The organism is Candidatus Dependentiae bacterium, assembly GCA_013821315.1.
Taxonomy (GTDB): domain Bacteria; phylum Babelota; class Babeliae; order Babelales; family Babelaceae; genus JACDHA01.
Window position 1 is genome coordinate 16,842 of sequence record JACDHA010000010.1, and the last position, 23,523, is coordinate 40,364.

The 23,523-nt window shown below is 36.3% G+C and carries 23 protein-coding genes; 13 read left to right on the plus strand and 10 right to left on the minus strand.

The genetic code is table 11. The features are described 5' to 3' along the window. The first annotated feature begins 54 nt into the window (after positions 1-54). Complete coding sequence (locus tag H0X48_03320; protein MBA3954318.1) at positions 55-339, plus strand: nucleotidyltransferase domain-containing protein; 285 nt, start codon at positions 55-57, stop codon at positions 337-339. Continuing rightward, positions 327-749 (plus strand): nucleotidyltransferase substrate binding protein, encoded by a 423-nt coding sequence (locus tag H0X48_03325; protein ID MBA3954319.1) that lies wholly within the window; start codon positions 327-329, stop codon positions 747-749. The genes H0X48_03320 and H0X48_03325 overlap by 13 nt, the downstream gene beginning before the upstream one ends. 31 nt (positions 750-780) lie before the next feature. Here H0X48_03325 and H0X48_03330 read toward each other — a convergent pair whose 3' ends face one another. The 4 genes from H0X48_03330 to H0X48_03345 form a co-directional block, all read right to left on the minus strand. Next, positions 781-1,080, minus strand: a complete 300-nt coding sequence (locus H0X48_03330; GenBank protein MBA3954320.1) for a nucleotidyltransferase domain-containing protein — start codon at positions 1,078-1,080, stop codon at positions 781-783. Positions 1,081-1,240: 160 nt separating this feature from the next. Next, positions 1,241-1,846 carry an ankyrin repeat domain-containing protein gene (locus H0X48_03335; GenBank protein MBA3954321.1) on the minus strand — a complete coding sequence of 202 codons (606 nt, stop codon included), beginning with the start codon at positions 1,844-1,846 and terminating at the stop codon, positions 1,241-1,243. Between the two features lie 249 nt (positions 1,847-2,095). Then, positions 2,096-2,761, minus strand: a complete 666-nt coding sequence (locus tag H0X48_03340) for a methyltransferase domain-containing protein (GenBank protein ID MBA3954322.1) — start codon at positions 2,759-2,761, stop codon at positions 2,096-2,098. Between the two features lie 237 nt (positions 2,762-2,998). Continuing rightward, on the minus strand, positions 2,999-4,651 hold the full coding sequence (locus H0X48_03345; GenBank protein MBA3954323.1) for an arginine--tRNA ligase: 1,653 nt from the start codon (positions 4,649-4,651) through the stop codon (positions 2,999-3,001). A 175-nt stretch (positions 4,652-4,826) separates the two neighbouring features. On the opposite strand from H0X48_03345, the gene mnmA reads away from it, so the two are divergent. The 5 genes from mnmA (at position 4,827) to H0X48_03370 (ending at position 8,058) form a co-directional block, all read left to right on the plus strand. Further along, a complete protein-coding gene (gene mnmA / locus H0X48_03350) occupies positions 4,827-5,888 on the plus strand; it encodes a tRNA 2-thiouridine(34) synthase MnmA (protein MBA3954324.1) in 1,062 nt (353 codons plus the stop codon). Then, the gene (locus H0X48_03355; protein MBA3954325.1) at positions 5,885-6,490 is read left to right on the plus strand and encodes a CDP-alcohol phosphatidyltransferase family protein; all 606 of its coding nucleotides are present in this window, start codon (positions 5,885-5,887) and stop codon (positions 6,488-6,490) included. Before mnmA ends, H0X48_03355 begins: the two co-directional genes overlap by 4 nt. 4 nt (positions 6,491-6,494) lie before the next feature. Then, a complete protein-coding gene (locus H0X48_03360) occupies positions 6,495-6,893 on the plus strand; it encodes a hypothetical protein (GenBank protein MBA3954326.1) in 399 nt (132 codons plus the stop codon). A 106-nt stretch (positions 6,894-6,999) separates the two neighbouring features. Continuing rightward, positions 7,000-7,497, plus strand: coding sequence for a single-stranded DNA-binding protein (ssb, locus tag H0X48_03365; protein MBA3954327.1), 498 nt, complete (start codon positions 7,000-7,002; stop codon positions 7,495-7,497). 156 nt (positions 7,498-7,653) lie between these two features. After that, complete coding sequence (locus tag H0X48_03370) at positions 7,654-8,058, plus strand: hypothetical protein (GenBank protein ID MBA3954328.1); 405 nt, start codon at positions 7,654-7,656, stop codon at positions 8,056-8,058. Here H0X48_03370 and H0X48_03375 read toward each other — a convergent pair. Beyond that, entirely contained in the window at positions 8,029-9,075 is a 1,047-nt protein-coding gene (locus tag H0X48_03375; protein MBA3954329.1) for a hypothetical protein, read from the minus strand. The two genes, H0X48_03370 and H0X48_03375, sit on opposite strands and share 30 nt — an antisense overlap. A gap of 107 nt (positions 9,076-9,182) precedes the next feature. After that, positions 9,183-9,803 (minus strand): hypothetical protein, encoded by a 621-nt coding sequence (locus H0X48_03380; protein MBA3954330.1) that lies wholly within the window; start codon positions 9,801-9,803, stop codon positions 9,183-9,185. A 213-nt stretch (positions 9,804-10,016) separates the two neighbouring features. Between H0X48_03380 and H0X48_03385 the strand changes: the two genes are divergently transcribed. Continuing rightward, entirely contained in the window at positions 10,017-10,532 is a 516-nt protein-coding gene (locus tag H0X48_03385) for a nucleotide exchange factor GrpE (GenBank protein ID MBA3954331.1), read from the plus strand. 200 nt (positions 10,533-10,732) lie between these two features. Next, positions 10,733-11,257, plus strand: a complete 525-nt coding sequence (locus H0X48_03390; GenBank protein MBA3954332.1) for a hypothetical protein — start codon at positions 10,733-10,735, stop codon at positions 11,255-11,257. An 84-nt stretch (positions 11,258-11,341) separates the two neighbouring features. Here the strand turns inward: H0X48_03390 and H0X48_03395 are convergent, their stop codons facing one another. The 4 genes from H0X48_03395 to H0X48_03410 form a co-directional block, all read right to left on the minus strand. Then, positions 11,342-13,522 carry a right-handed parallel beta-helix repeat-containing protein gene (locus H0X48_03395; protein ID MBA3954333.1) on the minus strand — a complete coding sequence of 727 codons (2,181 nt, stop codon included), beginning with the start codon at positions 13,520-13,522 and terminating at the stop codon, positions 11,342-11,344. 158 nt (positions 13,523-13,680) lie between these two features. Next, positions 13,681-14,745, minus strand: a complete 1,065-nt coding sequence (locus H0X48_03400; protein ID MBA3954334.1) for a hypothetical protein — start codon at positions 14,743-14,745, stop codon at positions 13,681-13,683. Further along, positions 14,745-16,568, minus strand: coding sequence for an elongation factor 4 (gene lepA / locus H0X48_03405; GenBank protein ID MBA3954335.1), 1,824 nt, complete (start codon positions 16,566-16,568; stop codon positions 14,745-14,747). Before lepA ends, H0X48_03400 begins: the two co-directional genes overlap by 1 nt. A 94-nt stretch (positions 16,569-16,662) precedes the next feature. Next, a complete protein-coding gene (locus tag H0X48_03410; GenBank protein ID MBA3954336.1) occupies positions 16,663-18,273 on the minus strand; it encodes a hypothetical protein in 1,611 nt (536 codons plus the stop codon). 180 nt (positions 18,274-18,453) lie between these two features. On the opposite strand from H0X48_03410, the gene H0X48_03415 reads away from it, so the two are divergent. From H0X48_03415 to dprA, 4 genes are all read left to right on the plus strand, one after another. Continuing rightward, positions 18,454-18,597: a hypothetical protein gene (locus H0X48_03415; GenBank protein ID MBA3954337.1), complete on the plus strand. Its 144-nt coding sequence runs from the start codon at positions 18,454-18,456 to the stop codon at positions 18,595-18,597. A gap of 367 nt (positions 18,598-18,964) precedes the next feature. Then, complete coding sequence (locus H0X48_03420) at positions 18,965-19,651, plus strand: ankyrin repeat domain-containing protein (protein ID MBA3954338.1); 687 nt, start codon at positions 18,965-18,967, stop codon at positions 19,649-19,651. 246 nt (positions 19,652-19,897) lie between these two features. Continuing rightward, the gene (gene gyrA, locus H0X48_03425; protein ID MBA3954339.1) at positions 19,898-22,402 is read left to right on the plus strand and encodes a DNA gyrase subunit A; all 2,505 of its coding nucleotides are present in this window, start codon (positions 19,898-19,900) and stop codon (positions 22,400-22,402) included. Then, positions 22,392-23,498 (plus strand): DNA-protecting protein DprA, encoded by a 1,107-nt coding sequence (gene dprA, locus H0X48_03430; GenBank protein MBA3954340.1) that lies wholly within the window; start codon positions 22,392-22,394, stop codon positions 23,496-23,498. The genes gyrA and dprA overlap by 11 nt, the downstream gene beginning before the upstream one ends. Positions 23,499-23,523: the final 25 nt, after the last annotated feature.

Sequence of the window (23,523 nt, forward strand, 5' to 3'; positions counted from 1 at the left end):
CTTTATTTAGGTAGTATAGTAGTACCTAATAATCAATTAAGCTATTGAGAAGTCGTGATTAAAGAAAAAGAAATTATAATTAAATTATTAAGTGCTTTATTTCCGAAGGCCAAGATATATTTGTTTGGATCTCGGGCAAGAGGTACTTATAAGCTTACTTCAGATATAGATATTGCTCTAGATATAGGTGAGCCAATTTCTGGCCTTGACTTAGTAAAAGCTCGTAACATTATAGATGCATTAAATATTCCTCAAAAAGTTGATCTTGTAGATTTTAACTCAGTGCCTCAAGCTTTAAAAGATAACATTCTTAAAGAGGGAGTGGTGTGGAAAATTTAAAACTTCATTATGTAGAAGTGTTAAATGCTTACAAAAGGCTTGAACATATTATTGTTAAATTACATAATGCTCGTCTAAAAGTTTGTCCTGATGAAGATGATATTTTAGCTTATAGAGATTCTGTTATTAAGCGATTTGAATTTAGTTATGATTTAACATGGAAATTATTAAAGGCTTATCTAGAAACCAATTATTCTGTCTTAGTTGCTTCGCCTAAAAAAGTGTTTAGAGAATGTTTTGATCAAAATTTTATCACCGAAGAAGAAGCTCGTCAATTTCTTAATATGGCCGATGATCGTAATTTAACTACTCATACCTATAGTGAAGATATGGCTGAACAAATAAGTATTCGTATAGTTGTATATTATGAAGTTATGAGAGCAGTGCTTGAAAGGTTATATAAAGCATAATAAAGCAGTTTAGCCTTTTAAATGAGCTCCTTTAGGATTTGCCATAAATTAGTTTTCCTTCATGTTTTACTTTATAACAGAACCTTGTTTCATCTTGTGAAAATGTATCCCATTCTTTTTTGTTATATACCAAAATGTCTTTTGATAGATATAAACCAATGAGAGCTTTATGACCATCTACGAGCACTTGATGACGCGTTTTGTTATAGTCGTCAATTACAACAAGATCTGGATTGCCCCATGCATAGGAGCCAAAGATATATAAAGCTAAAGGATTATAAGTTTTTATGAGTCGTTGCTTAACTTCTTCAATAATATGAGAATCAATCATATATCTTCTTATAGTATTTAACTACTAGTATAGCATAAATATTAATGCTAAAAACAGGTTTTTATTTAAAATATTCCAACAATTGCACTACTTTAAAACTCAGTGATACTGTAATGAGAATCTATTATTAGACTCAGAGTTTTAAAGCAGCTTCAGCTTCTTACGGTTGAGGTAATCCATAAGCATATCCAATAATAACGGTCATAATATCTTGAGGAATAGGTTTTAAAGGCTCTCCTTTATCATTGCGTGCGTACCCAAGCAAACGAGTAGTGGACTTTACTAGGTGTTCTCTTAAAAGTCTAACGATTTCTGTTCTGTTTTGCCTTTCTTCAGATGTTGCCTCTGCCCGTAACGGGCTTTGAGCAAGATCTAGAGCTGTCTTGCCTTCACTGTCTTTTATTAATGCATCGGTGCCTGCATTGATAAGTTGTTTTACAATATCTTGGTTATTAACATTAATAGCAAAGTGAAGTGGTGTCGCTCCGAGCATATTAAGTAAATTAACATGTGCTCCAGCACTGAGTAAATGAGCCACTATATCTGGTTTTTTATACATAATAGCTGTATGTAAGGGTGGCAAGCTCTCGCCGACAGGATTTATATCAGCACCTTGTTGCAAAAGCTTGTCTATTTTTGGTATATTACCCTGCCTTATTTGTCCACCTAGTTTAAAATTGAGGTATTCACGGTCATTATCATTCATACTAAGACTTGGTAAGCAAAGGGAAATGAGTGTCATTGCTATATATTTTTTTATAGCCATAAAATTATCTTTCATAAAATTTTATTAAATTAAATATTTAACTATATTAGTTAATTTAACATATTTAATTTATAATTGTCAATAATGATATGGAGTCAACTAAGCTAGTATACTGATACTAATCAATTACATTAAGGTAAGAATAAATCAAATTGGTCTATGCGTTTGGTCAATAGTTGCGCCGCAATTATCTCCTGATCGAGAAATAGAGCTTGAATATTGTTTTGAAATAAGCGAATTATCGAGCGATCAAATCTTTTTAGTAATTACGAAGATCCACTGGTTATTAAGCTTAATGTCTATAATTTTAAATTTATTTTTTAATAATAATTCTTGAAGGTCATTAGGCAGCCAATAGCAGAAATAGCGTGGTCCACCAATTTCTCTTTCGGACCATTCTTCACCTGTTCCTTGTTTGACACTAAATGCTAAAATACCTTCATGCTGTAAGCTGTTATACATTTTACTTAAACACTTTTTAAATTCTTCTGGGTTTAAATGAATTAAAACAGCACTAGCAAAGACCATGTCATAAGGGCCACCCAGGTTATCAGTAAGTATATTAAGTAAGGTTGCCTCATAGCCATGTTGCTGTAATAGTTTAATAAAATTTTTAGTTGCGTCCGTTCTTTTAACTTTATATCCTTGTGACTCTATATAATTAGCATCTCGACCCAAAGCGCTTCCAATTTCAAGAATGGAATCTTGTGTATTAATATAACTTAAAGCACTATCGATCCATACTTTCCGGTCACTACTTACAGTTGTAGGTGTATTCTGTACGTATTCCTGTATACAATTTTCATAAGTTTGAAGTGTTTTTGCATTACTGCTAGGTGATGTAATTAGAGTATCCATAGATACTATATTAAAGGCGATAGCAAGTAATATAAAAAAAGTTTTAGTGATATTCATAAGGGTATATCGTTTAAATAATTTAAATTAAAGCATGTTTAAAAGATCTAAGTATCACGTTACTTAATTTGCTTAGCCTTGTCTATAAACTCTAAAAGTATTTAAGCAAAAAGTAGGCAGCAAGCAAGTAACTCCTTTAGACTTGTTGTAATTTTAGGATAAGCTCTAAGTATATCCGTTAAGCTAAAAGATTAAAACGGATATACTTAGCAAATGATTAAAATAATAACTAGTTTGCTACATGCGTTCAGGGCTACTAATACCTAACAGGTCTAAGCATAATTTAAGCGTATTTCTAAGAATCGTTATAGTAAGCAATCTGCCACGACTTTGCTGTATATGGGCTTGATCAATTACTTTATGAGCGCCATAGTAACTATGAAACAGCTGCGCAAGCTCTAAAGCATAGTAAGTAAGTGTATGTGTTTGATAGTGTCTACTTATAGAAGTAAGCGTTGATGCTAGTGAGGCTATCTTTTTAAGAAGCAACTTTTCACTATCACTAATAAATACAGCATCAGCAGCTGTAATAGCAGTAAGCTCTGGTTGTTGAGCGGCTTTTTCTAAAATACTTGCAATACGAACGTAGGCATACTGAATGTAATAAACAGGATTTTCTTCGGTCTTTTTAAGCGCTAATTCAATATCAAAATCTAAGTGAGCGTCGGCTTTTCTATTTAAATAGAAAAAGCGGGCAACATCGACCCCTACGGTATCAATAACGTCTTCTAAAGTTACTATACGTCCTGCTCGTTTAGACATACGTAGTTGTTGGCCACTTTCTTTGAGAGTAACGAGTTGATACAAAATAATATCTAAGTCTGCTGGATTATAACCGAGTGCCTGCATAGCAGCTTTTAAACGTACTACATAACTATGATGATCTTGACCAAGCACCATAACTAATTTATTAAAGCCACGACCTATTTTATTGTTTAAATAAGCAATGTCGGCTGATACATAGGTAAGTTCACCAGAGCTTTTTCTTAGTACGCGATCTTTATCGTCACCAAAAGCAGTTGATGCAAACCAAAGAGCATCATCTTTTTGATAGATATGACCATGTTTTTGTAACGTATCAAGAGCTTGCTCTATGGAGCTATTATCATGTAACGTTTTTTCTGAAAACCATACATCAAAAGTAATACCATAGTTTTTAAGAGTGTCTTGGAGCTGCTGCAATAGATGTTCTTTAGCATAAGTGGCAAAAAAGCTATCAGGACGTTCAAGTACTTCTGGACCATGTTTTTCTATGCATTCTTGTGCTAATGATATCAAATACTCACCATGATAAGTATCTTCTGGAAGTTCTACGGTTAAACCTCCTTGTTGCTGACATCTTATTTTAAAAGATAGGCCAAGTTTCTGTATTTGTGACCCCGCGTCGTTAATATAGAATTCTTTGGTAACTACATGGCCTAAAAAATGCAAAACATTACCAAGCACATCGCCAATAATGCCGCCGCGACCGTGTCCTATGTGGAGTGGCCCGGTAGGATTAGCGCTTACAAACTCAACGTTATAATTATATCTTGGGGCATGGGCTTCAAGTTTAAAAAAGTCTTGATTGCCTTGCAGTAGTTGTCGCGCTATATGGTGAAGTGCATCTTGTGTTAAAAAAATATTAATAAAACCAGGCCCAGCAATTTCTATGCGTTCAATCCATTGATGGGTAAAATGTGCTTGAATTTCTTGAGCAATAGCACGTGGTTGCTGTTTGAGCTCTTTAGAAAGTACAAGTGCAGCATTAGTGGTAATATCACCAAACTGTTGCTTTTGTGCATCTATGTTTAAGTTTATTTCAAGATTTGATAAAGCAGTGCTATCAATGGGATAGGTAGCTTTAAGATAATTGTGTAATGTCGTTTGTAATTGACTAAGAGTATTCATAACTAAATAACTTTCAAGTGTGTGTAATATTACTTTTAGTTTACTACTTAGGCTGTTTTTTTGCTAGAAAAAGAGAGCCTTAACAGCAAGTTGCGCACTTAAAAATATACTTTTAGGCTTACTTGTGTTAAAATACTAGTAGACACTAAACTAAAAATAATATTAAAGTGAGAGTATGAAAACAGCAGTACTTCTTTCAGGTGGTGTTGACAGCTCTGTTGCTCTGAGACTACTCAAAGAACAGGGTCATAACGTTACCGCATTCTATTTAAAAATTTGGCTTGAAGATGAACTTTCTTTTCTAGGTACATGTCCTTGGCAAGAAGATCTTTCGTATGCTCAAGCTGTCTGTGATCAAGCAGGTGTTCCCTTAGAAGTTGTTTCATTGCAAAAAGAATACTGGGACGAAGTTGTATCCTATACTATTGCTGAAATTAAATCTGGAAGAACCCCTAATCCCGATATTTTATGTAATCAGCGAGTTAAGTTTGGTGCATTTTATAAAAAAATTGATGAGAGCTTTGACTTTGTAGCCACTGGTCATTATGCCAAGCGTATCGATGTTGCTGGGCAAGCATTGCTTTATAGAGCTCCTGACGCAATAAAAGATCAGACCTATTTTTTATCCCATATAAGCCAAGCACAACTTAAACGAGCTTTATTTCCTTTAGGTCATTTAGATAAGTCACAAGTGCGTGAGCTTGCAGTGGCTTATAATTTGCCTAACAAGCAACGCAAAGATAGCCAAGGCATTTGCTTTTTAGGAAAAATAAAGTTTTCTGATTTTGTTAAGCACCATTTAGGCGAACGTGAAGGTGCTCTTGTAGAATTTGAAACAGGTAAACAGTTGGGCGTACATAAAGGATTTTGGTACTATACCATAGGTCAGCGTCAAGGCATAGGCCTTGCAGGGGGCCCTTGGTATGTTACAGCCAAAGACACTGCTACCAACTGCGTATATATTTCACGTAATTATTATTGCCAAGAAAAAGAACGTGATACATTTATTATAGAAGCTGGAAATTGGATAACATCGCCACCGCAAGTTGATAAGCAGTTACACGTTAAAATGCGTCATGGTCCACTGCTCAACGAATGTACAGTGGAGCCTGTGGGTGTTGATGCTTATCGCATTACACTAATGGAAAGAGATCAAGGCATTGCCCCTGGTCAATTTGCTGTTCTTTATGAAGGCGAACAGTGTTTAGGTGGAGGGGTAATAACCCAAACAGTATGATACAAAAAAAAGAAAAACAACAGTGGTGCACGGTAACCCCCTCAACGCTTATTACTTTACTACGTATGGTATTAGTGCCCTTTATAGGGATCTTTATGGTGCGTGAGCACTGGGGTGTTGCTTATGGCTTATTTTTATTTGCAGCAGCTACGGATGTGCTTGATGGAGCTCTTGCCCGTTATTTACACCAAGAAACGAAGCTTGGTGCTTATCTTGACCCCTTAGCTGATAAACTATTGGTTGTTAGTTGCTATGCAGGTCTTGCGTTTGTCCATACACCTCTTTTTAAAATACCGCTCTGGTTCTTTGCCGTTATGTTGGTGAAAGAGCTTTGCTTAATTGCAGGGGCTGTTTACTTGGGTTTGATTAAAAAAATTATAGTTATTAAGCCGGCCATTTTAGGAAAGATTACCACGTTTGCACAAGTTGTTTTTGTCTGGTGGCTTTTTACGAGTGCTTATTTTGGGTATGTCTCTCAACCGATATTTAATATTTTTATCTTTGTTTTAACCTTATTAATGGTAGTAACCTTTGGTTATTATGTCTTTAAAGCTTATGCAAGTTATACGCTTGCTGCATATTCTAAAAAATACAAAGGGTGATGGTATGTTTTTTAAAAAAATAAACAAAACAATTATAGCTTTAAGCCTGCTTGCATTGTCAGCAGGAGTATATGTGTGCTTAGCTGAAAGCTTTTTAGCTGCACCTGTAGCTCGTAAACGTACGGCAGGACAAATAAAACAAGAAGCTATGGAACTATATGCTGATATTTTGCTTTCTACAAGTAAAAATATAGAAACATCCGCTTATCTGCAGCAACAGCTCTGTGCTCGTATACAAGAAATTGCTGAAAACAATAAGCAAGGCATTTTTGTTTCTTTACAGTACAATGACATGGAAAAATGTGTGCAAGAGCTTAAAAATATCCAAGCTCAACAAGAGAAAAGTGCACATGCTCTTAAACAAGCCATACAACTTGTTCAAACTGGGTATGCTAAAAAATAATACTTAGTTGTTCTGGTGGGTAGCGAGTTTTTTTTAAAGCTATTTGTGGTATACTAAAGAGTAATCACTAACTAGTATAAAAATATATTTGATTGAAAGGGCTGTAGTGGCAAGTTTTAATAAAGTTATTATGGTGGGTAATCTTACAAGAGACCCTGAATATAAGCAACAACCAAGTGGTCAAGCAGTATGCCGTTTAAGCATAGCTTCTAATAGATCATACAAAAACAAACAAACAGGCATGCTTGTGCAAGACGTATGTTATATTGATGTCGATGTATGGGGACCACAAGCTGAAAATTGCCGTCAGTATTTACAAAAAGGTCGTTCAGTGCTTATTGAAGGACGTCTTAAACTTGATGTGTGGCAAGCACCTGATGGTCAGACGCGCCGTCGCCATGTGATAGTTTCGGAAAGTGTAGTTTTCTTAGGTTCTGGACAACAAGCTGAATCAGGCGATGAAGCTGGTCAACCACAGCAACAACGTAGCAACAGTAATCCTTCACGCTCTAAGGGTCTTTTAGACTCAGGGGCGAGTGACGACTTTGCAGGTGAATCGTTATTTAAAGATGAGCCACCATTTGAAGACGATCTGCCATTCTAAAAGTATATATATGCTAAAGGGAGCCTTGGGGCTCTCTTTTTTTTATGCTTATCAAACAGAAAAACAGTAAAGAGTATTGACTTTTACAAATACAATTTGCAATTATTATAAAGAAGTGATAGTTGTTCAAGTACAGTTTTGTTAAAAGGAATACACATGCTGGGTGTTAAAAAAAGTAGAGTAGTAGTTTTCGTATCTTTGTTAAGCTATTCTGCTTATATGCATTCAGCTAATGGGTATGATACAGTAACTGATCTTTCACTTGATCTTTGGGCTCAAGTAGATTTAGTTCGCTCAATTAATACTACGCATTGCCAAAAAGAAGCGTTTATAGAGCAAATAGCACAAGAAACTTTAGCATTATATGCTCAAGTTGCAGAGCTACCTAGTCAATTGGATCTGCTTGAGTCACGTATTGCTTTAGTAACACTACTTACTAATGTGTGTCAGCATATTGAGGAAGTGTTTGAAGAAATATCTCATCCAGCTTTAACTACTACTTTATATGTACTAAGTACCATAACTACCAATCTAAAAGCACCAGCTCAGAGAACAAGCTAAGTAGGCTCCCAGGGTATTAGTCTGGAAAACTCTTTTTCCTGTTAAATGGCGATTGTAAATAAGGCTAATAGTAGGGTAGCATGAGCATTCGTACCGTATAAAATCATATTCAATAAGTAAATGCACAAGTGATCGTGACCATCCTTTAATAAGCGGTATGGCAAGTGATTTACTAGTACAATTATGCTTAGATAGTTTGTTTTGTTGCTCATAAGTAAATGCTAAAGAAAAAGAGAGCCCTTTGTATATATGATCTGCTTTGCCATATGCTCCAATACGCCATACATTACCAATGGATCTGTTTTTTTTAGGAAATATAATGCCGTCAGCGTGAATTCCTGCGGTAAGCCAGTCGTACATGCCAGCTGATAAAGTAGCAGATCCTACAATTCCCCAGGTATTATTATACCCTAATGGTATGCCTAAAGGGTTATTAGTGCATGGTCGATTACTTGTAGGTAATAAAGCGCCTGCTTTAAGAGTAGTATCTATAAAATCTAAGACTGTAGTATTTTCGTTGTTATAGGTCCAGCCTATCAAAGCAGTGCTATCGATAAGTTGGGTGCGGCGGCATTGTGAGGTAATAGCAGTAGAGCATAAAGAAGTATGTTCTTGAGAGCACTGGGCTGAACATTCATGGCAGGTACCTTTAAAACTTGGTCTTATTTGAACAACGGTAAAAGGCACAGAAATTTCTGTAAAAATACCGCCACAAAAGTTTTGGGTATAATGAGAATCTATTTCAAAAACATCGATTCTACCATCAGTGAGATTTTGTTTTTCAGAAAGTATGCTTAGTAAAGGCACTTTGCGTCCACAGTTGTCACGACTTATGCATGTTGATCCTCCCGTAAGCTCAACAGCAAAGGTACTTAAAAGTTGACGTTCAAAACGAGGCTCATCCCAAAATGATGATGCTCGATAAAAGTAACTACTGTTAAAAGCTTGCGTGGTAGTAACACTAAAAATTACAAACACCAAAGTGGTATATTTTTTTAATATATGCAACAAAATCATTATGTTTAATCCTTGGCAAATGTGGTAACTCTACTTAAGTTATATACTACTTGTTTGCCAAAGAAAACATATTCTTAAAAAATATGTAGAGAAAAATCTTGAACTACTTAAAACGTTTCATAATCATCGTCATTTTCTTCAATGATACAGGGGATATTCTCATCAAGTAGACAAGGTTGCTGGTCTTCTAGTAAATCATCGCCTGAGAGGTCCATAGGGTGTACCGATCCTGCACTTCGCTCCATCTGAGCATTGGCAATATGATTAGGTTGATAAGTAATAGACTCATCGTAAAATTCATTGACACTTTCAATAATATCATTATTAAGACCTACCATAAAAGCAAGATCATGAGTTATAAACTGACTTATAATACGAGCAAGCTCAGGGTAATCCGGTTCTGCTGCTACAATAGTCAGTATATCAGCTTGTCGTGTATACGGTATAAATGCAAAGCGAAGCAAAATGTTTTTAGGAAATAAGGACAACAAGTAATGATCAAAAAACTCACCTACCACGTCAAGAGCAGGTACCGAGTAATACTCTGACATAGCTTGCAGTAAATCGTCCTTAGTTACTAAATCTTCTTCAATTAAAAAATCTTCAAATGCAATGTCGTCACTGCTTTTATACGTGTGCATTAAAGCTTGTAACTCATCCATGGGTACAAGTTTATGACGTGCAAGTATAAGGCTTATGCCTTCAATAGCTTTGTTGCTGTTTTTCATGCGGTTTATCCTGTTGTAGAGGTAACTAGAATACTAGTTGTTATATTTAATTATCTGCCTATTTGTATTTTAATAAATTTTATACTTATTTTTCAATAGAATGGTATATAAGTTTAGCCTAAGTCTAGAAAATAACGCTTAATTAAGGTAAACTATAGTATAATAAACGCGCAATAAAAGTTATAAATATAGCCACTTACTTAAAGGAATAGTATGGAAGACTTTAAAGATCAAGCACCAGAAATGGTAGAAGAAAACCACCATGAAGCTTGTGCTTCAGAGCTTAAAACATGTCAAGATGATCTACGTAACACTAAAGAACGTTATATCTATTTAACTGCTGAGTTTGATAATTATAAAAGACGTATTGAACGTGAACGAAGCCAATGGATAGAAGATGCCCAAGCAGACGTTCTTAAAGATATGTTGCCTACCCTCGATAATTTTGAACGTGCACTTATAGAGCTTAAGTCTCAAAATCTGCCTCAAGAGCTAACTGCTCATTTTGCAGGTATTGGGCTTATAGCTAAAAATCTCCACAAAGTGCTTGAAAAATATAATATTCAAGAGCTTGAGCATGCAGGTGAATTTGATCCTGAAATGCATGAAGCTATTATGCAAGTAGAATCTTCTGAACATGAGTCTGGCCACGTAGTAGATGTCTACCAAAAAGGGTATTCTCATAAAGGAAAAATACTCCGCCCAGCCCATGTAGCTGTAGCAAAATAATTTTAAAATTCTTAGATATATATTTCCCTAGATGACTTACGAGCTTCTAGGGATTTTTTTATAAATAAAATAATACTTTGCCCACTATTGACTTAGTATCTATAAAAATATTACTATTAGAAATAATACTATGGTGATCATTACATAGTAACTATATAAATAATTTTTATAAAATTTTATAATAATATCAAGGAGTTCTTATGAACAAGCATTTTTATCTTTTAGCTTTAGTTGGTTTAAGTTCATTAGGTGTTAACTCAGCTTTTGGTTTAACTAACCCTTTTGCTTCTAAAAAAGCAGATGTTGCTGCACCACAAGATAATATCGAGAGAACTAAGTTTTGGGGAACAGTAGTTACCTCACTTAAAAGAAATGGCTACAGCGATGATTCAGCTGAAATTCGTCATGCTCAACGTTATTTACGTCGTGCAGAGAATGATAAAGGCAAAACAGGCGGATTTATGAGCCGTATGTTTGGTACAGGCGGTAAAAAAGCAACAACTGCACGTCCAGCACGTCGTACAGATAGTAAAGTAGGCGATCGTCGTCCAGCAAGAACTACAGCTAATCGTACAGCTGCACGAGCTACTACAGCTAATCGTACAACTGCACGAGCTACTACAGCTGATCGTACAAAAAAGACAGCAGCAGCAAAAGCACGCGCAAAAAGAGCTACAACAGCAAGAACTACAGCACGTAGAGCAGCAACTAAAAAAGCTGCGTAAATTTTAGATAAATTTAAATAAGAAAGAGCTAGAGATTTTACTCTCTAGCTCTTTCTTTATAGATAGTATTGTAAAATATACTACTTATGCACCAAGGTTAATATTTTGACCTGCTAGTGCTGGGTCACCTTGAACGACTATTGCTGCAATACCTGCGCTATAGTTAGTTATATTGCTATGTGCTTCATTGTAAGTAAACTCATTACCTGCAAATGCTCCACTAGCAGGGCCTTGATTAAGAATACCAACAGCTGCTGCACTGAAAAGATGACCTATAACAAGGTTTTCTCTAACTGAGTTATTGCTTGTGTTAGCACCAAGTCTGATACCATTCAGTTTATTACTAGTAACTATATTGTGCTCAATAACGTTAGCATTAGCAGTAGCAGAAGTTCCTTGTGGTTGCTGTTCTGTTGAGCCAGCAGGGAAAAGAACACCAGTTACAAAAATACCTTCGCCACCGTTACCAGAAACTCTATTGTCTACTATTGTGTTGTTAGAAGACGACAAGAATGTTTGATTTGGATTATCGCTAATTGGTAATGATGGAAGTGAAGCGCTTAATAATACACCATTAGTAGTGTTATCTTCAATTGAACTATTTTTTAAAGTTACAAATGTGCTTCCAACTATTCTAATACCTCTATTGTTTCTAGAGATAATACACTCTTCTATTACCACATTACGTGTACCGCTAGAGATGATAACACCATAAAAGCCTTGATTTCTAAAGCTTGAATTGCTAACGCGTACGTTGCTGTATACTGCGTTTGGGTTACCACAAACAGGAACATCTACGCCACTTACAGTAAGGCATGGTTGATCCGATGCGCTTATATGTAGTGCACCGTTTAAATAAGGTGGATTACCGGTTGGATCTTGTGGAGAGTTTACATCTACCACTACATTTTCAATAAGAGCTCCTGAACCAGCAGCAAGTACTATACCGTCAGTACCATTGGCTACGTTTTGTGATTTAAAGGAGGAATTTCTAATAATGATGCTGTTGGCTGTTAAAGCATTATCCAGATCTGTTCCCGTTGCACCTGTATTAGGTGATCCGCCTTGCAAAAGATTAGCATTAAAGATCTCATTGTCTACGCTTACAGTAGTATTTTCTACTAGAGCACCATCAACAAATCTTAGTTGTATTGGTCCACCTAAAGAGGTACCACTAAACTGACAATCGCTTATGCGGATATTTCTGCATGATGGAGTATCAAGTTTTCCTGAAGTACTATTGAATCTTACTCCAGCAGTTCCTGCATCGGTAAATGCTAGATCGTTTACAAATTTTGAGTCTTCAATTGCTATATCATCAGAGCTAAATGCATCTACAGCTCTAAAAGTGATATTATGGAAATAGGATCTTAAAACGCGTAAACCACGTGAATTAGTTATAAATATACCAGTATTAAGGTTATCTATATTAACATTTTTTACTGTAATATCAGTTGAGTTTGCTATTCTAATACCAGTAGTTTCTGTTTCTTCTATTGAAGTAGGGTTAGCTGCTCTTAGAGAATCATTTTCTATAGTTACTTCATTTACACCATCCATAGCAATAGCTGTAGCTGTTGACCCTTCAGGTAATATAATATTATGATTAGCTAAATTTAAGTTAACATTACTTGCTGCTATAGTGATAGCTGCATCACTACCTGTATAAGTAACATCTTGAGCTAAGCAGTATTTACCAGATTCAGTAATAGTAAACGGTACAGATCTAATAGGTGTTATAGCGTCGCATGTATCAGCATTAATAAAGTTATTAACAGTAGAAGTTAAGCTGTTAACATTGTTATTTATATCTCTTAAGGTATTGCCGATATTAATAAGTCTGCAATTAAGTACTTTAAGACCACGAATTATTACAGCTGGAGAACAATTTCTTGAGCGAACTGCATCTTCTGGCAAAGTGCTCATATAGCTAATAGCGCTATCGATAGCTACATTAAGTGTTTGAACTTCTTGAGCTGACAATTGACGCTGTGATTGAGCGAGCTGCTTAATTTGAGCATGTAAGCTTTGTAATTCTTGAGCATCTTCTGAAGCTGGTTGAGCAGCTAAAAATTCTTCAAGTTGCCCTTGAATTTGTTGAGCATCAGCTGATAAGCTTGAAAGATCATCTGCTTGTGAAAATACTTCTTGGCCACGAGCAAGTAATTCAGCACGTAATGCTGAAGCAGGCAAGTTAAGAGTGAATGGTACTACAAAAGCGTAGAAAAATAATCTACGTAATGTAGCAAGATTATTTGTACTCATAAGTTCTCCTTTAATGAGTGTGTATTAACTTCGACAAATTGATCTTAATACTTAAAACCTACATAAGTCAATATTTTTGATAAGTCACTGATAAGCAAAAAAAGCCTGGTTTAAAACCAGGCTTTTTTAAGTTATCAGTACTAAGCAATTACAAGATATTACTTAAAGTAATGAAGTATTCCAACGATCATTTCGATAAAAATTAAGACTATAATAAGCAGTGAAAGCAAGTCTTCTCGTAATGCTTCAACTTTGTTTTCGTATACTGTGCGTACGTCGCGAATGATATCGAGTTTTCTATTTATAGATTCACGCCAGTTGGTAATATCAAGCTTGGATACTAAAAGAGAATACAATTCAGAGTAATACGGCTCTCCTGCAAGTTTAATACTATTTTCTAAACGTTCGGTGATAACAGAAATATCAACGCGCAGTTTGCCTAAATCACCCATAGGGTCACTATGAAGTGCTCCAATAAAGGGTAGATATGCTTTAAGCGGAAGCACGGTAATTTCACGCTCATACACCGTATTAAGTTGTTGATCGAGTACACGATCAAAATATTGCAACTCTAATTGCTGCATATTGGCAAATTCAAATAAACCGAGCGTTTCTTCAAATTCTTCATCATACATAAATGCCGCTTCAGTATCGATAATAATAAGGTCACCCCGATAGTACCCAATAGCAGTCTCAAGCATTTCGTTTTTTTGATATTCTGAAAGCGTCTCAGTTTCAAAGCGTAAAATAGAGGCTATAAGGCTGCCATATTCTGCTTTAAGGCTTACAACATCTATAGTGGACTCTGGATCTACCTGTATTACAACATACCGTCTACGTAAATGAAAAAAGCGCGGTTGCTTAATGTGCTGTTTAATGCGTTTAAAAAGAGAACCAGCATCAACAACACTTTGCTCTTTATATTCATCATCTACATTACTAATATGGGTACGTAATTCATCAAGACTTTCAGAAAAGGGTATTTTATAAGCAAGAGAAAGTACCCCAAAGTTATGAAGTTTAGCGCTCAGACAACGTGAGCTTGAATGTGGATGAGGCAACTCAACTGCAAGTGGTGTATGGTAATTTTTAAAATACTTAGACAGTATTAAAGGACGGCGCGAAAGCGCTTGAGACTCCTTAACGGCTTCTAAATTTATGTCGTCGCCTACATCAAAACAATGAAAAATAAATATATTACCGGTAAAAACATGCTTTTGCATTACTCGTCCTTTTTAAGTATTGACAAGAAGGCTTCTTGAGGCACTTCTACGTTTCCTACTTGCTTCATTTTCTTTTTACCTTCTTTTTGTTTTTCAAGCAATTTGCGTTTACGCGTAATATCGCCACCATAACATTTAGCAATTACGTTTTTACGCATAGCTGATACTGTTTCACGAGCAATAATTTTGGCGCCAATGGCCGCTTGTATAATAATTTCAAAGAGTTGCCGCGGGATAACTTTTCTTAACTTTTCAGCGAGCGTTCTGCCTATGTTTGCTGAACTTTCTCTATGCACAATGATAGAAAGAGCATCGACTGGTTTACCGTTAAGCAATATATCCATTTTAACTAAATCAGATTCAGCATAGCCCGATTCTTCGTAATCTAGACTAGCGTATCCAGAAGTAAGTGATTTAAGTTGATCATAAAAGTCTGTAGCTACTTCATTAAGAGGTAACCGGTATTTTAAGATAATACGCTCTTCATTAAGATATTCAAGGCTCAGTTGTTGGCCCCGTTTTTGCTGACACAACGTTATTATAGGCCCTAAATAATCGCGTGGCATTAATATAGTCGCATCGATTATAGGTTCATAAATAGCATCAATTCTTTGTGGATCAGGAAAATCTGACGGGTTTTCAATATCTGCTTCTTGGCCGTTAGTTAACTTAATTTTATACAACACGCTTGGTGCAGTAATAATAACGGAAAGACCATATTCTTGTTCAAGCCGTTGCTTAAATACGTCCATATGAAGGAGCCCTAAAAAGCCACATCTAAAACCAAGACCTAATGCTACGGAGTTTTTCTTTTCAACTTTTACACTTGCATCATTAAGGGTTAACTTTTCTATAGAGTCACGTAGCACTTCAAATTCTTCGTTGTCTATAGGGAAAATACCGGCGAACACCATTGGCTTTGCTGGTTTAAAACCAGGAAATGCTGTTACTGGATGCTTGGCTTGATAAATAGTATCACCAACACGAGCTTCATGCACGGTTTTCATACCAGCTATTAAGTATCCTACTTGACCTGCGTAAAGAGCATCCATAGGAGTCTCACTGGGGTACATAAGACCTAACTCAAGTACTTCATAACTTCTACCTGCTTGAGCGAGTATTATAGTGTCACCCTTGCGCATAGTGCCATCTTTTAGAGCAATCAAACAGATTACACCTTTATAAGAATCAAACCATGAGTCAAATAACAGTGCTTTAAGATGTCCCTGAGTGTTGCTTGCAGGTGCAGGCATACGTTCAATGACAGCATCAAGAATTTCTGTTATGCCAATGCCAGCTTTAGCTGAAGCTTTTATGATTTCTTCTTCGTTGAAATCAAAAAGATGCTTCATCTCTTTGCCTACCCGTTCAGGGTCAGCATTAGCCATATCTATTTTGTTCATAATAGGCACAATAGCTAAATTCTGCTCAAATGCTAGATAAAAATTAGCCATCGTCTGCGCTTGGACACCTTGGGCAGCATCAACAAGCAATAACGCGCCTTGACAGGCATACAATGAGCGGGATACTTCATAGCTAAAATCTACGTGTCCTGGAGTATCAATTAAGTTAAGCAGATACGTGTCGCCTTTATAGGTATAAAACATAGAAGCTGATTGAGCTTTTACGGTTATACCCCGTTCTTTTTCTACTTGCAATTTGTCTAAAAATTGTTCGTTTTTGTGGCGTGTTGAAAGTGTTCCTGTAACTTCTAAAAGTCTATCAGAAAGCGTAGATTTACCATGGTCAATATGCGCAATAACAGAAAAGTTGCGTATTTTGTCAGGAGTGAACTGTTTTAAGTCTATTTTTTTTAAATCCATTTTTATTAATCTAATGTTATAAGTGTAGAGCACAAGTGCTTAAGGTATTATTACTTTAAGTCTACTTCAGGGCTCATAATTTGTAAAACAACAGCTAGAGAGCCAGAGTTTTGGCCTGTGCTTGTATGAGTGCCTTTTCTTGCTCAAAAAACATAAAATACTTTTTAGCTATAGCAGGCGTCAGTTTTTTAAGTGTCTGATTGCCTCGTTTTAGATTAACCGTGTATGCTGTATTGTCTTTAACATAAAAAAGCTTGTTAACGCGTTGGTACCGATATGTTTCAGGCGTAAGAGCATGCAGAAATATAATTACAGAATTAAGAATATGTGTTTTGTTTTCAAGTGTATACTCAACATTTTCTATTAAAAGCACATGTGCATGAGAACGCTTTTTAAGTGACTTTTTACATAATGTAAGCAAATCACCTTCGCACGTTAAATTTTCTATTTTTAGCCCATGAATATAAGAGATTTGATTTTCTAAACTGGATGCTATAAAGTGCTTTTTGCCTTGAGGCAATACAAGGGTATAGGGTATATACGGTTGATCAATAATAAGCGTTTGAGCATCGATTCTTAGCTGTTTGTCGCCAAAAGACTTTGAATTTACTGCTTTTTGCTCACTGTTTTTGTCCATAAGATAAGAGATAGGTTCAATGTGCCCTTCAATACGTCCTATTTCAAAATGATCAGTGTGCGCCCAACAAATATGAGGCATATTGTTAAAAAGAGTCTTTGTTACAATCTTATCTTCTACAGTAACGCTAAATTCACCTAGAGGCACACAATAGCGTAGAGCTTGCATAAGCTTTGCGCTCGAGCTTTGCTCAATAGGAGCTTCGTGCAATAATGTAAAAAACTTATTAAATTCAGGCTGCTGAGTAGTAAAAGAAGAAATAGCCGTTAGGCAAGGACACACAAGAGTAAAGTTATAGGTATTACGAATACCTTTGGTTGTGTACAAAGTATTTAAAAAGTTGTTGCTACCGCCATTACACGTAAGATAAACAAGCACTCGTGTAGAGACTTGATTATTAAGTACGGATAAAAATCTTTTAAAATAGGTTGGATAAAGACCGCCTACAATAGCAACACTAATGGGTGACGTGCCGCCATGGCCGCATAATAATATATTCCACTTAAAGTCTTTTGCTTTTTTGTTTAGTAAAAGCTTTTTAATCACACCGATAAATTGTGAAGAATATAAAGGTAGTAGAGCATTTCTATGTAAAATATCGTTATTGATACTAAAGGCTAGATAATCTTTACATGTTTGCAAAAAACTGGGTGTATATAAGGTGTGTATATCAGTTACTTCTTGCCAATCTTCTAGATTAAAACCTAAATCTTGAGCAGTAGAGGCTTCTAATCTTGTTTTATAAGCTTTGGGAATAAATAACAAAAAGCCCTTTGTGTGATAGTAGCTTTCCCATGCTTCTTGATCGTGTGATTTCATGTCTTTGCTGTTTTTTGTCAGTGTTTTCCAGCAATAAAGCGTCGTTAAAATAGGGGCACTTTCGGCCATTAAGCCATTAGAAAGTTGCATAGCAGATGCTGCATAATGCGGCATAAAAACTTCTTGGCCTAATAAATCAAGTGCAATATGTAAGTCACGCTGGTTACCTTGAGTATTTTCAAGAACGGTAGCTAAAGAACACGTGGAGCTGAAAAGAGCTAAAAACAGGAGTGTGTATTTTTTATTCATAGTCTACTCGTAGTTAAGAATATATAAAAAAGATCATTTAAGCATACACTACCATTTTTTGCATTTCAGTGCGAGCTTAAGGTGATTTTTTTTAACTATAGATACTTATCAGTAGAGTATGGTACTTTAATAGATGGCTAATCAAAGTATGATTTACTATTTTTATAAAAAGAGAAAAGCATGAATGCACAATTAAAAGCTCGATTAAAAACAGTTGGAGCAATTGCCCTAGTGGTGCTTCTTGCTCTGTTTCTTATATTACGCGGCGGTTTTAGAACGGTTGAGCTAGCACAAGACCTAGAAGTACCTGCAGCTAACTCATAGTAGTTCTAAGCTAAGTATAACAAGGTATTGATTTTTAGGTTAGTTTGTATAATATGCAATCCAATTGCATATTATACAAATTAGGGATTTTATATGGTTATTATCGTGAAATTACGCCTATATTAAAAGAAGTGGTGCAGCAATTTCCTGTAGTTGCCGTTATGGGGCTAATAGCAAAAATAGATTTGTCAAAATTGTGTATTTATTGTATAATTATTAATATTTAGAAACTATTATTCGCGTCTTGTAAAGACCTATTTGCAAAGGTTTTTGTTTATAAAATCAAATGAGCTCTCTTAGAGAGGATTTGATAAAAAGTTACTAATGAGAGCATTAAAATTCTTATCCAACTAAAAGGTTCATGAGTATGATACAATTTCTAAAAATAAGTGCTTTGACTTTGCTTACGCATTCTCTAGTTGCAATGGATTATGAAAGACAACTTATAACAGGTATTCTAGCTGGTGATTTGCAACTAGTTCAAGAAGCTTTAGATAATGGTGCTACTGGTGACGGAGGCGCTATGCCAGCTTTACATGCTGCAGCTGGGCTCGGTAAAGATGCGATAATAGAGCTACTTATTGATCGTGGGAGTAAAACTAATCTTGAAAATACTCATTGGCCTTCTCCCTTATTACAGGCTGTTTTTGGTGGCCATGTTTCAACTGTGAAATTATTACTGAAATTAAGTTTAGACGACCGCTTGCCATTTACTGGTGATACGCCATTACATCTGGCTGCACAGACAGGTGACAGCAACATGTTAAGTGCGCTCTTGCAACTAGGTTTTAAACCTAATGTATTGAATAGGTACTTCGTTACTCCGCTTGAAATAGCTGTGCGTAATAATCAGGCAGAGGCTGTAGACATATTGCTTGCAGCAGGAGCCAGTCCTTGCTTCTATCCAGAGCTTAAACAAGGTAAAGATGCTTTGCAGTATGCTCAGCAACAAGAAGCTAACTTGCGCCTTTATTCTTTAAATGAATGCTCTTTAAGAAAAAACAAACAGATACAACAATCTTTAAAGAGATTTTTATCTTTAAAAACACACTAAAGATCTTAAGTTACTAACTATACAATAGCTCCTACAACCTCTGTAACTAGAGGTTGTTTTTTTTAGCCACTTTTAGCAATCTGTGGTATGGTTAAATCTAAAGGAATAGGAGTGATTTAGCTGTTGTAAATAGTGAGCTAATAGCAAAAATCGATTTGTCAAAAGTGTAAAATTATTGTATAATTATTAATATTTAGAAATTACTATTTTCGTCTTCCAAAGAGACATTTGGAAAGGTTTTTGTTTATGGATTCAAATACACTTTATGAAAAAGGCGCGCATTCACGCATAAGACCTATTTTGATTGAAGAAGAGTTAAAAGGCGCTTGGCTTGACTATGCCATGTCGGTTATTGTAAGTCGTGCATTGCCTGATGTTCGTGACGGTCTTAAGCCCGTGCACAGACGTATACTGTACACTATGCATCAGTTAGGCTTTCATTATAATAAGCCATACCACAAATCAGTTCGTATCGTAGGGGACGTAATGGGTAAGTATCACCCACACGGCGACCAAGCGGTTTATAATACTATGGTTGGTATGGTACAAGATTTTTCCAAACGGTACCCATTGCTTGACGGTCAAGGAAACTGGGGCTCGGTTGATGGTGATAATGCTGCAGCTATGCGTTACACCGAAGTGCGTATGGAGCGCATTTCTCAAGAGATTTTATATGATCTTGATAAAGACACTGTGGACTTTGTGCCTAACTTTGATGAATCGACTGTTGAGCCAGTAATTTTGCCAAGCAGGCTACCTAATTTGTTAATTAACGGTACTGCGGGTATTGCTGTTGGTATGGCAACATCGATGCCTCCTCATAATTTAGGTGAAGTTGTCGATGCTTGTTTAGCATTTTTAAAAGATGATAACTTATCAGATGATGAGTTATTTGACCTTATTCCTGCACCGGACTTTCCTACAGGTGGGATTATTTGTGGTCGCGCAGGTATTGTGCGTGCCTATGCTACCGGTCGTGGTAATTTAATATTACGCGGCGTGGTAGATATTGAAGAAAATAAAAAAGGTGCTACAACGGTTGTTATAACTGAGTTGCCGTACCAAGTAAATAAGTCTGAGCTTATTATTAAAGTTGCCGATCTTGTTAAAAATAAGATTATTGAAGGTATTTCTAATATCAGAGATGAATCTGATAAGCGTGGTATGCGTGTAGTTATAGATATTAAAAAGGGTGAAAGCGCTCAAGTAATACTTAACTTGCTGTATAAACATACCTCGTTACAAACAAGCGTTGGTATTTTAATGCTTGCGTTGCTTGATAATAAACCGTTGGTATTTACGTTGCGTCAATTGATTAAAGAATTTTTAGCGCATCGTGAAATTGTTATTGTAAAACGTACCCAGTATGATCTTACAAAAGCACAGCAACGTGAACATATGCTGCTTGGCTTTGTTATAGCGCTTAACAATATTGATGAAGTAGTTGAGCTTATTAAAAAGTCTGAAAATGCTGAAGAAGCTATCTTTAAACTTAATAAACGGTTTTTACTTACGCCTGAACAAAGTAAAGCAATACTTGAAATGAGATTGCAGCGCTTGACTGGTCTTGAGCAAGAAAAGATTCATGCAGAAATAGCAGAAATTAAAAAGCTTATAGCAGAACTTAAAGCAATTTTAACTACACGTGAATTACTTAAACAAGAAATTACTCAAGAATTAATGGATATTCGCGCTCAGTATAGTGATGTGCGTCGTAGTCGTATTGAAGGACCAATTGATATCTTAAGTGAAGCAGATTTAATTCCTGATGAAGAAGTGGTCGTAACGTTAACTCGTAAGGGTTATGTTAAACGTGTACCTCTTACTGTCTATGATGTACAGCATCGTGGCGGCAAAGGTAAAATGGGTATGACTGCTCTTGATGAAGTAGGGGATATTTTACAAGATATTTTTGTTGCACGTAATCATGATGAGCTCTTATTTTTCACTAACTTAGGCAAAATTTATAGCCTTTCAGTGTTTCAAGTTCCTGAAGCGTCTCGTACAGCAAAAGGGCGTGCTATTGTTAACTTATTGCCTCTAGCGCCTGAAGAATACGTAGTAAAACTATTGTGTACTCGTGATTTTGATGACAAACATTTAGTTATGGTAACTAAGTTGGGTACTATTAAGCGTACGCAGGCAACCGCATTTGCTAAAATACGCAGTAGTGGTATTCGTGCCATTACTCTTAATGAAGGCGACGAACTGGTATTTTGTTCTTTAAGTTCAGGAAATGACCATATTGTTCTTGCTACAGCTCGTGGCCAAGGCATTAGATTTATAGAAAGCGAAGTGCGATCTATGGGTCGTGTAGCAGCCGGTGTTCGTGGTATTCGCTTGCATGCTGGTGACCAAGTCGTCGGTATGGAAATCGTATCAGAAGATCAAGATATACTCTTTACGACAGAGCGTGGTTACGGTAAACGTGTACGTGTAGCTGACTTTAGAGCTACTCATCGTGGTGGTCTTGGTGTTAAAGCTATGCCAACAGACAAGCGTAACGGTAAACTTATAGGGCTTGTAGTAGTTGATGATTTTACTCATATATTACTTATTGATACAACAGGTAAAATTATTCGTCTATCGCCTAAAGAAGTGCGTACTATGAAGCGTCAAGCTATGGGCGTACGTCTTATAAGATTAGAAGATGCTGAGCGTCGTCTGGCAGCTATAGCAGTTATTCCTGCAGCAGCTGAAGACGAAGAGCAGGTAGCTAACAGTAAAATAGAAACAACAGATGCAAGCTAATACGCTTCTTCATTTATCATTAATTCAAAATGCCGGACCAGCTACTATTGAGAAGCTGGTCCAGGCTCTTTCTCTTGAGCAGCTTGATAAACTCTATTATTTTTCAGCCAAAGATTTGCAAGCGCTTACAGGTATATCCTCTACTTTAGCGCATTGCATAGTATCTGGTCTTCAAGATAAAAAGCTACTTGAACAAGAATTAACCCTTCTTGAGCGATATAACGTTTCGTGTACAACGCTCTATGATCCCGGGTATCCTGCATTACTTAAAAATATACATTTACCTCCCGTAGTTTTGTACACTCAAGGGCGTCCTCTGGATTATACTAAGTGTGTAGCGCTTGTTGGATCGCGTAAAGCTGATCGCTATGGCATAACTATTATAAATAAGCTTATACCTGAGCTTGTTGCTGCTGGGTATACAGTAGTAAGTGGGGGTGCTCTAGGCATTGATACGCTTGCTCATCAAGCAACACTTGCTTGCGCTGGCTCAACCGTTGCAGTATTGGGCTCAGGATTGTTAAAGCCTTATCCTGCTGCTAATGCACGGTTGTTTAATGCTATTGCTGAACAAAATGGCACAGTAGTCAGCTCGTTTTCTTTGCAATGTTCTGCGCTTGCAGGCAATTTTCCTGCACGTAATCGTATAATTGCAGGATTAAGTAGTGCTTGTATTGTTATTCAGGCAGCTGAAAAAAGTGGTGCTTTAATTACTGCACGTTATGCACTTGAGCAAGGTCGAGAAGTAGGCGCCGTTCCGGGCGCTATTGATAATCCATTAAGTGCTGGATGCCATAAAATTATAAGCGAAGGTGCAGCGCTTATAGCGAGTACTCAAGACATTTTAAACTTGGTCTCTGATAGCCTGCCTTTAAGATCAGTATCGTTAATGCAACCTATAATAAAGCCTCTACAACAGACAATTCCCCAGACTCCTCAAGAGCATATTCTTCTGTATACGCAAACACCTATTTCGTTTGATGAACTACTTATTAAAACTGGTTTAGCAAGTACAGATTTGCAAGACTTACTCTTTAATCTACAGCTTGATGGGTTACTAGAACAAAACTTTATGGGCCTTTGGAAAAAGAGTTAATTAGTATATTCTTGAAATAACAACT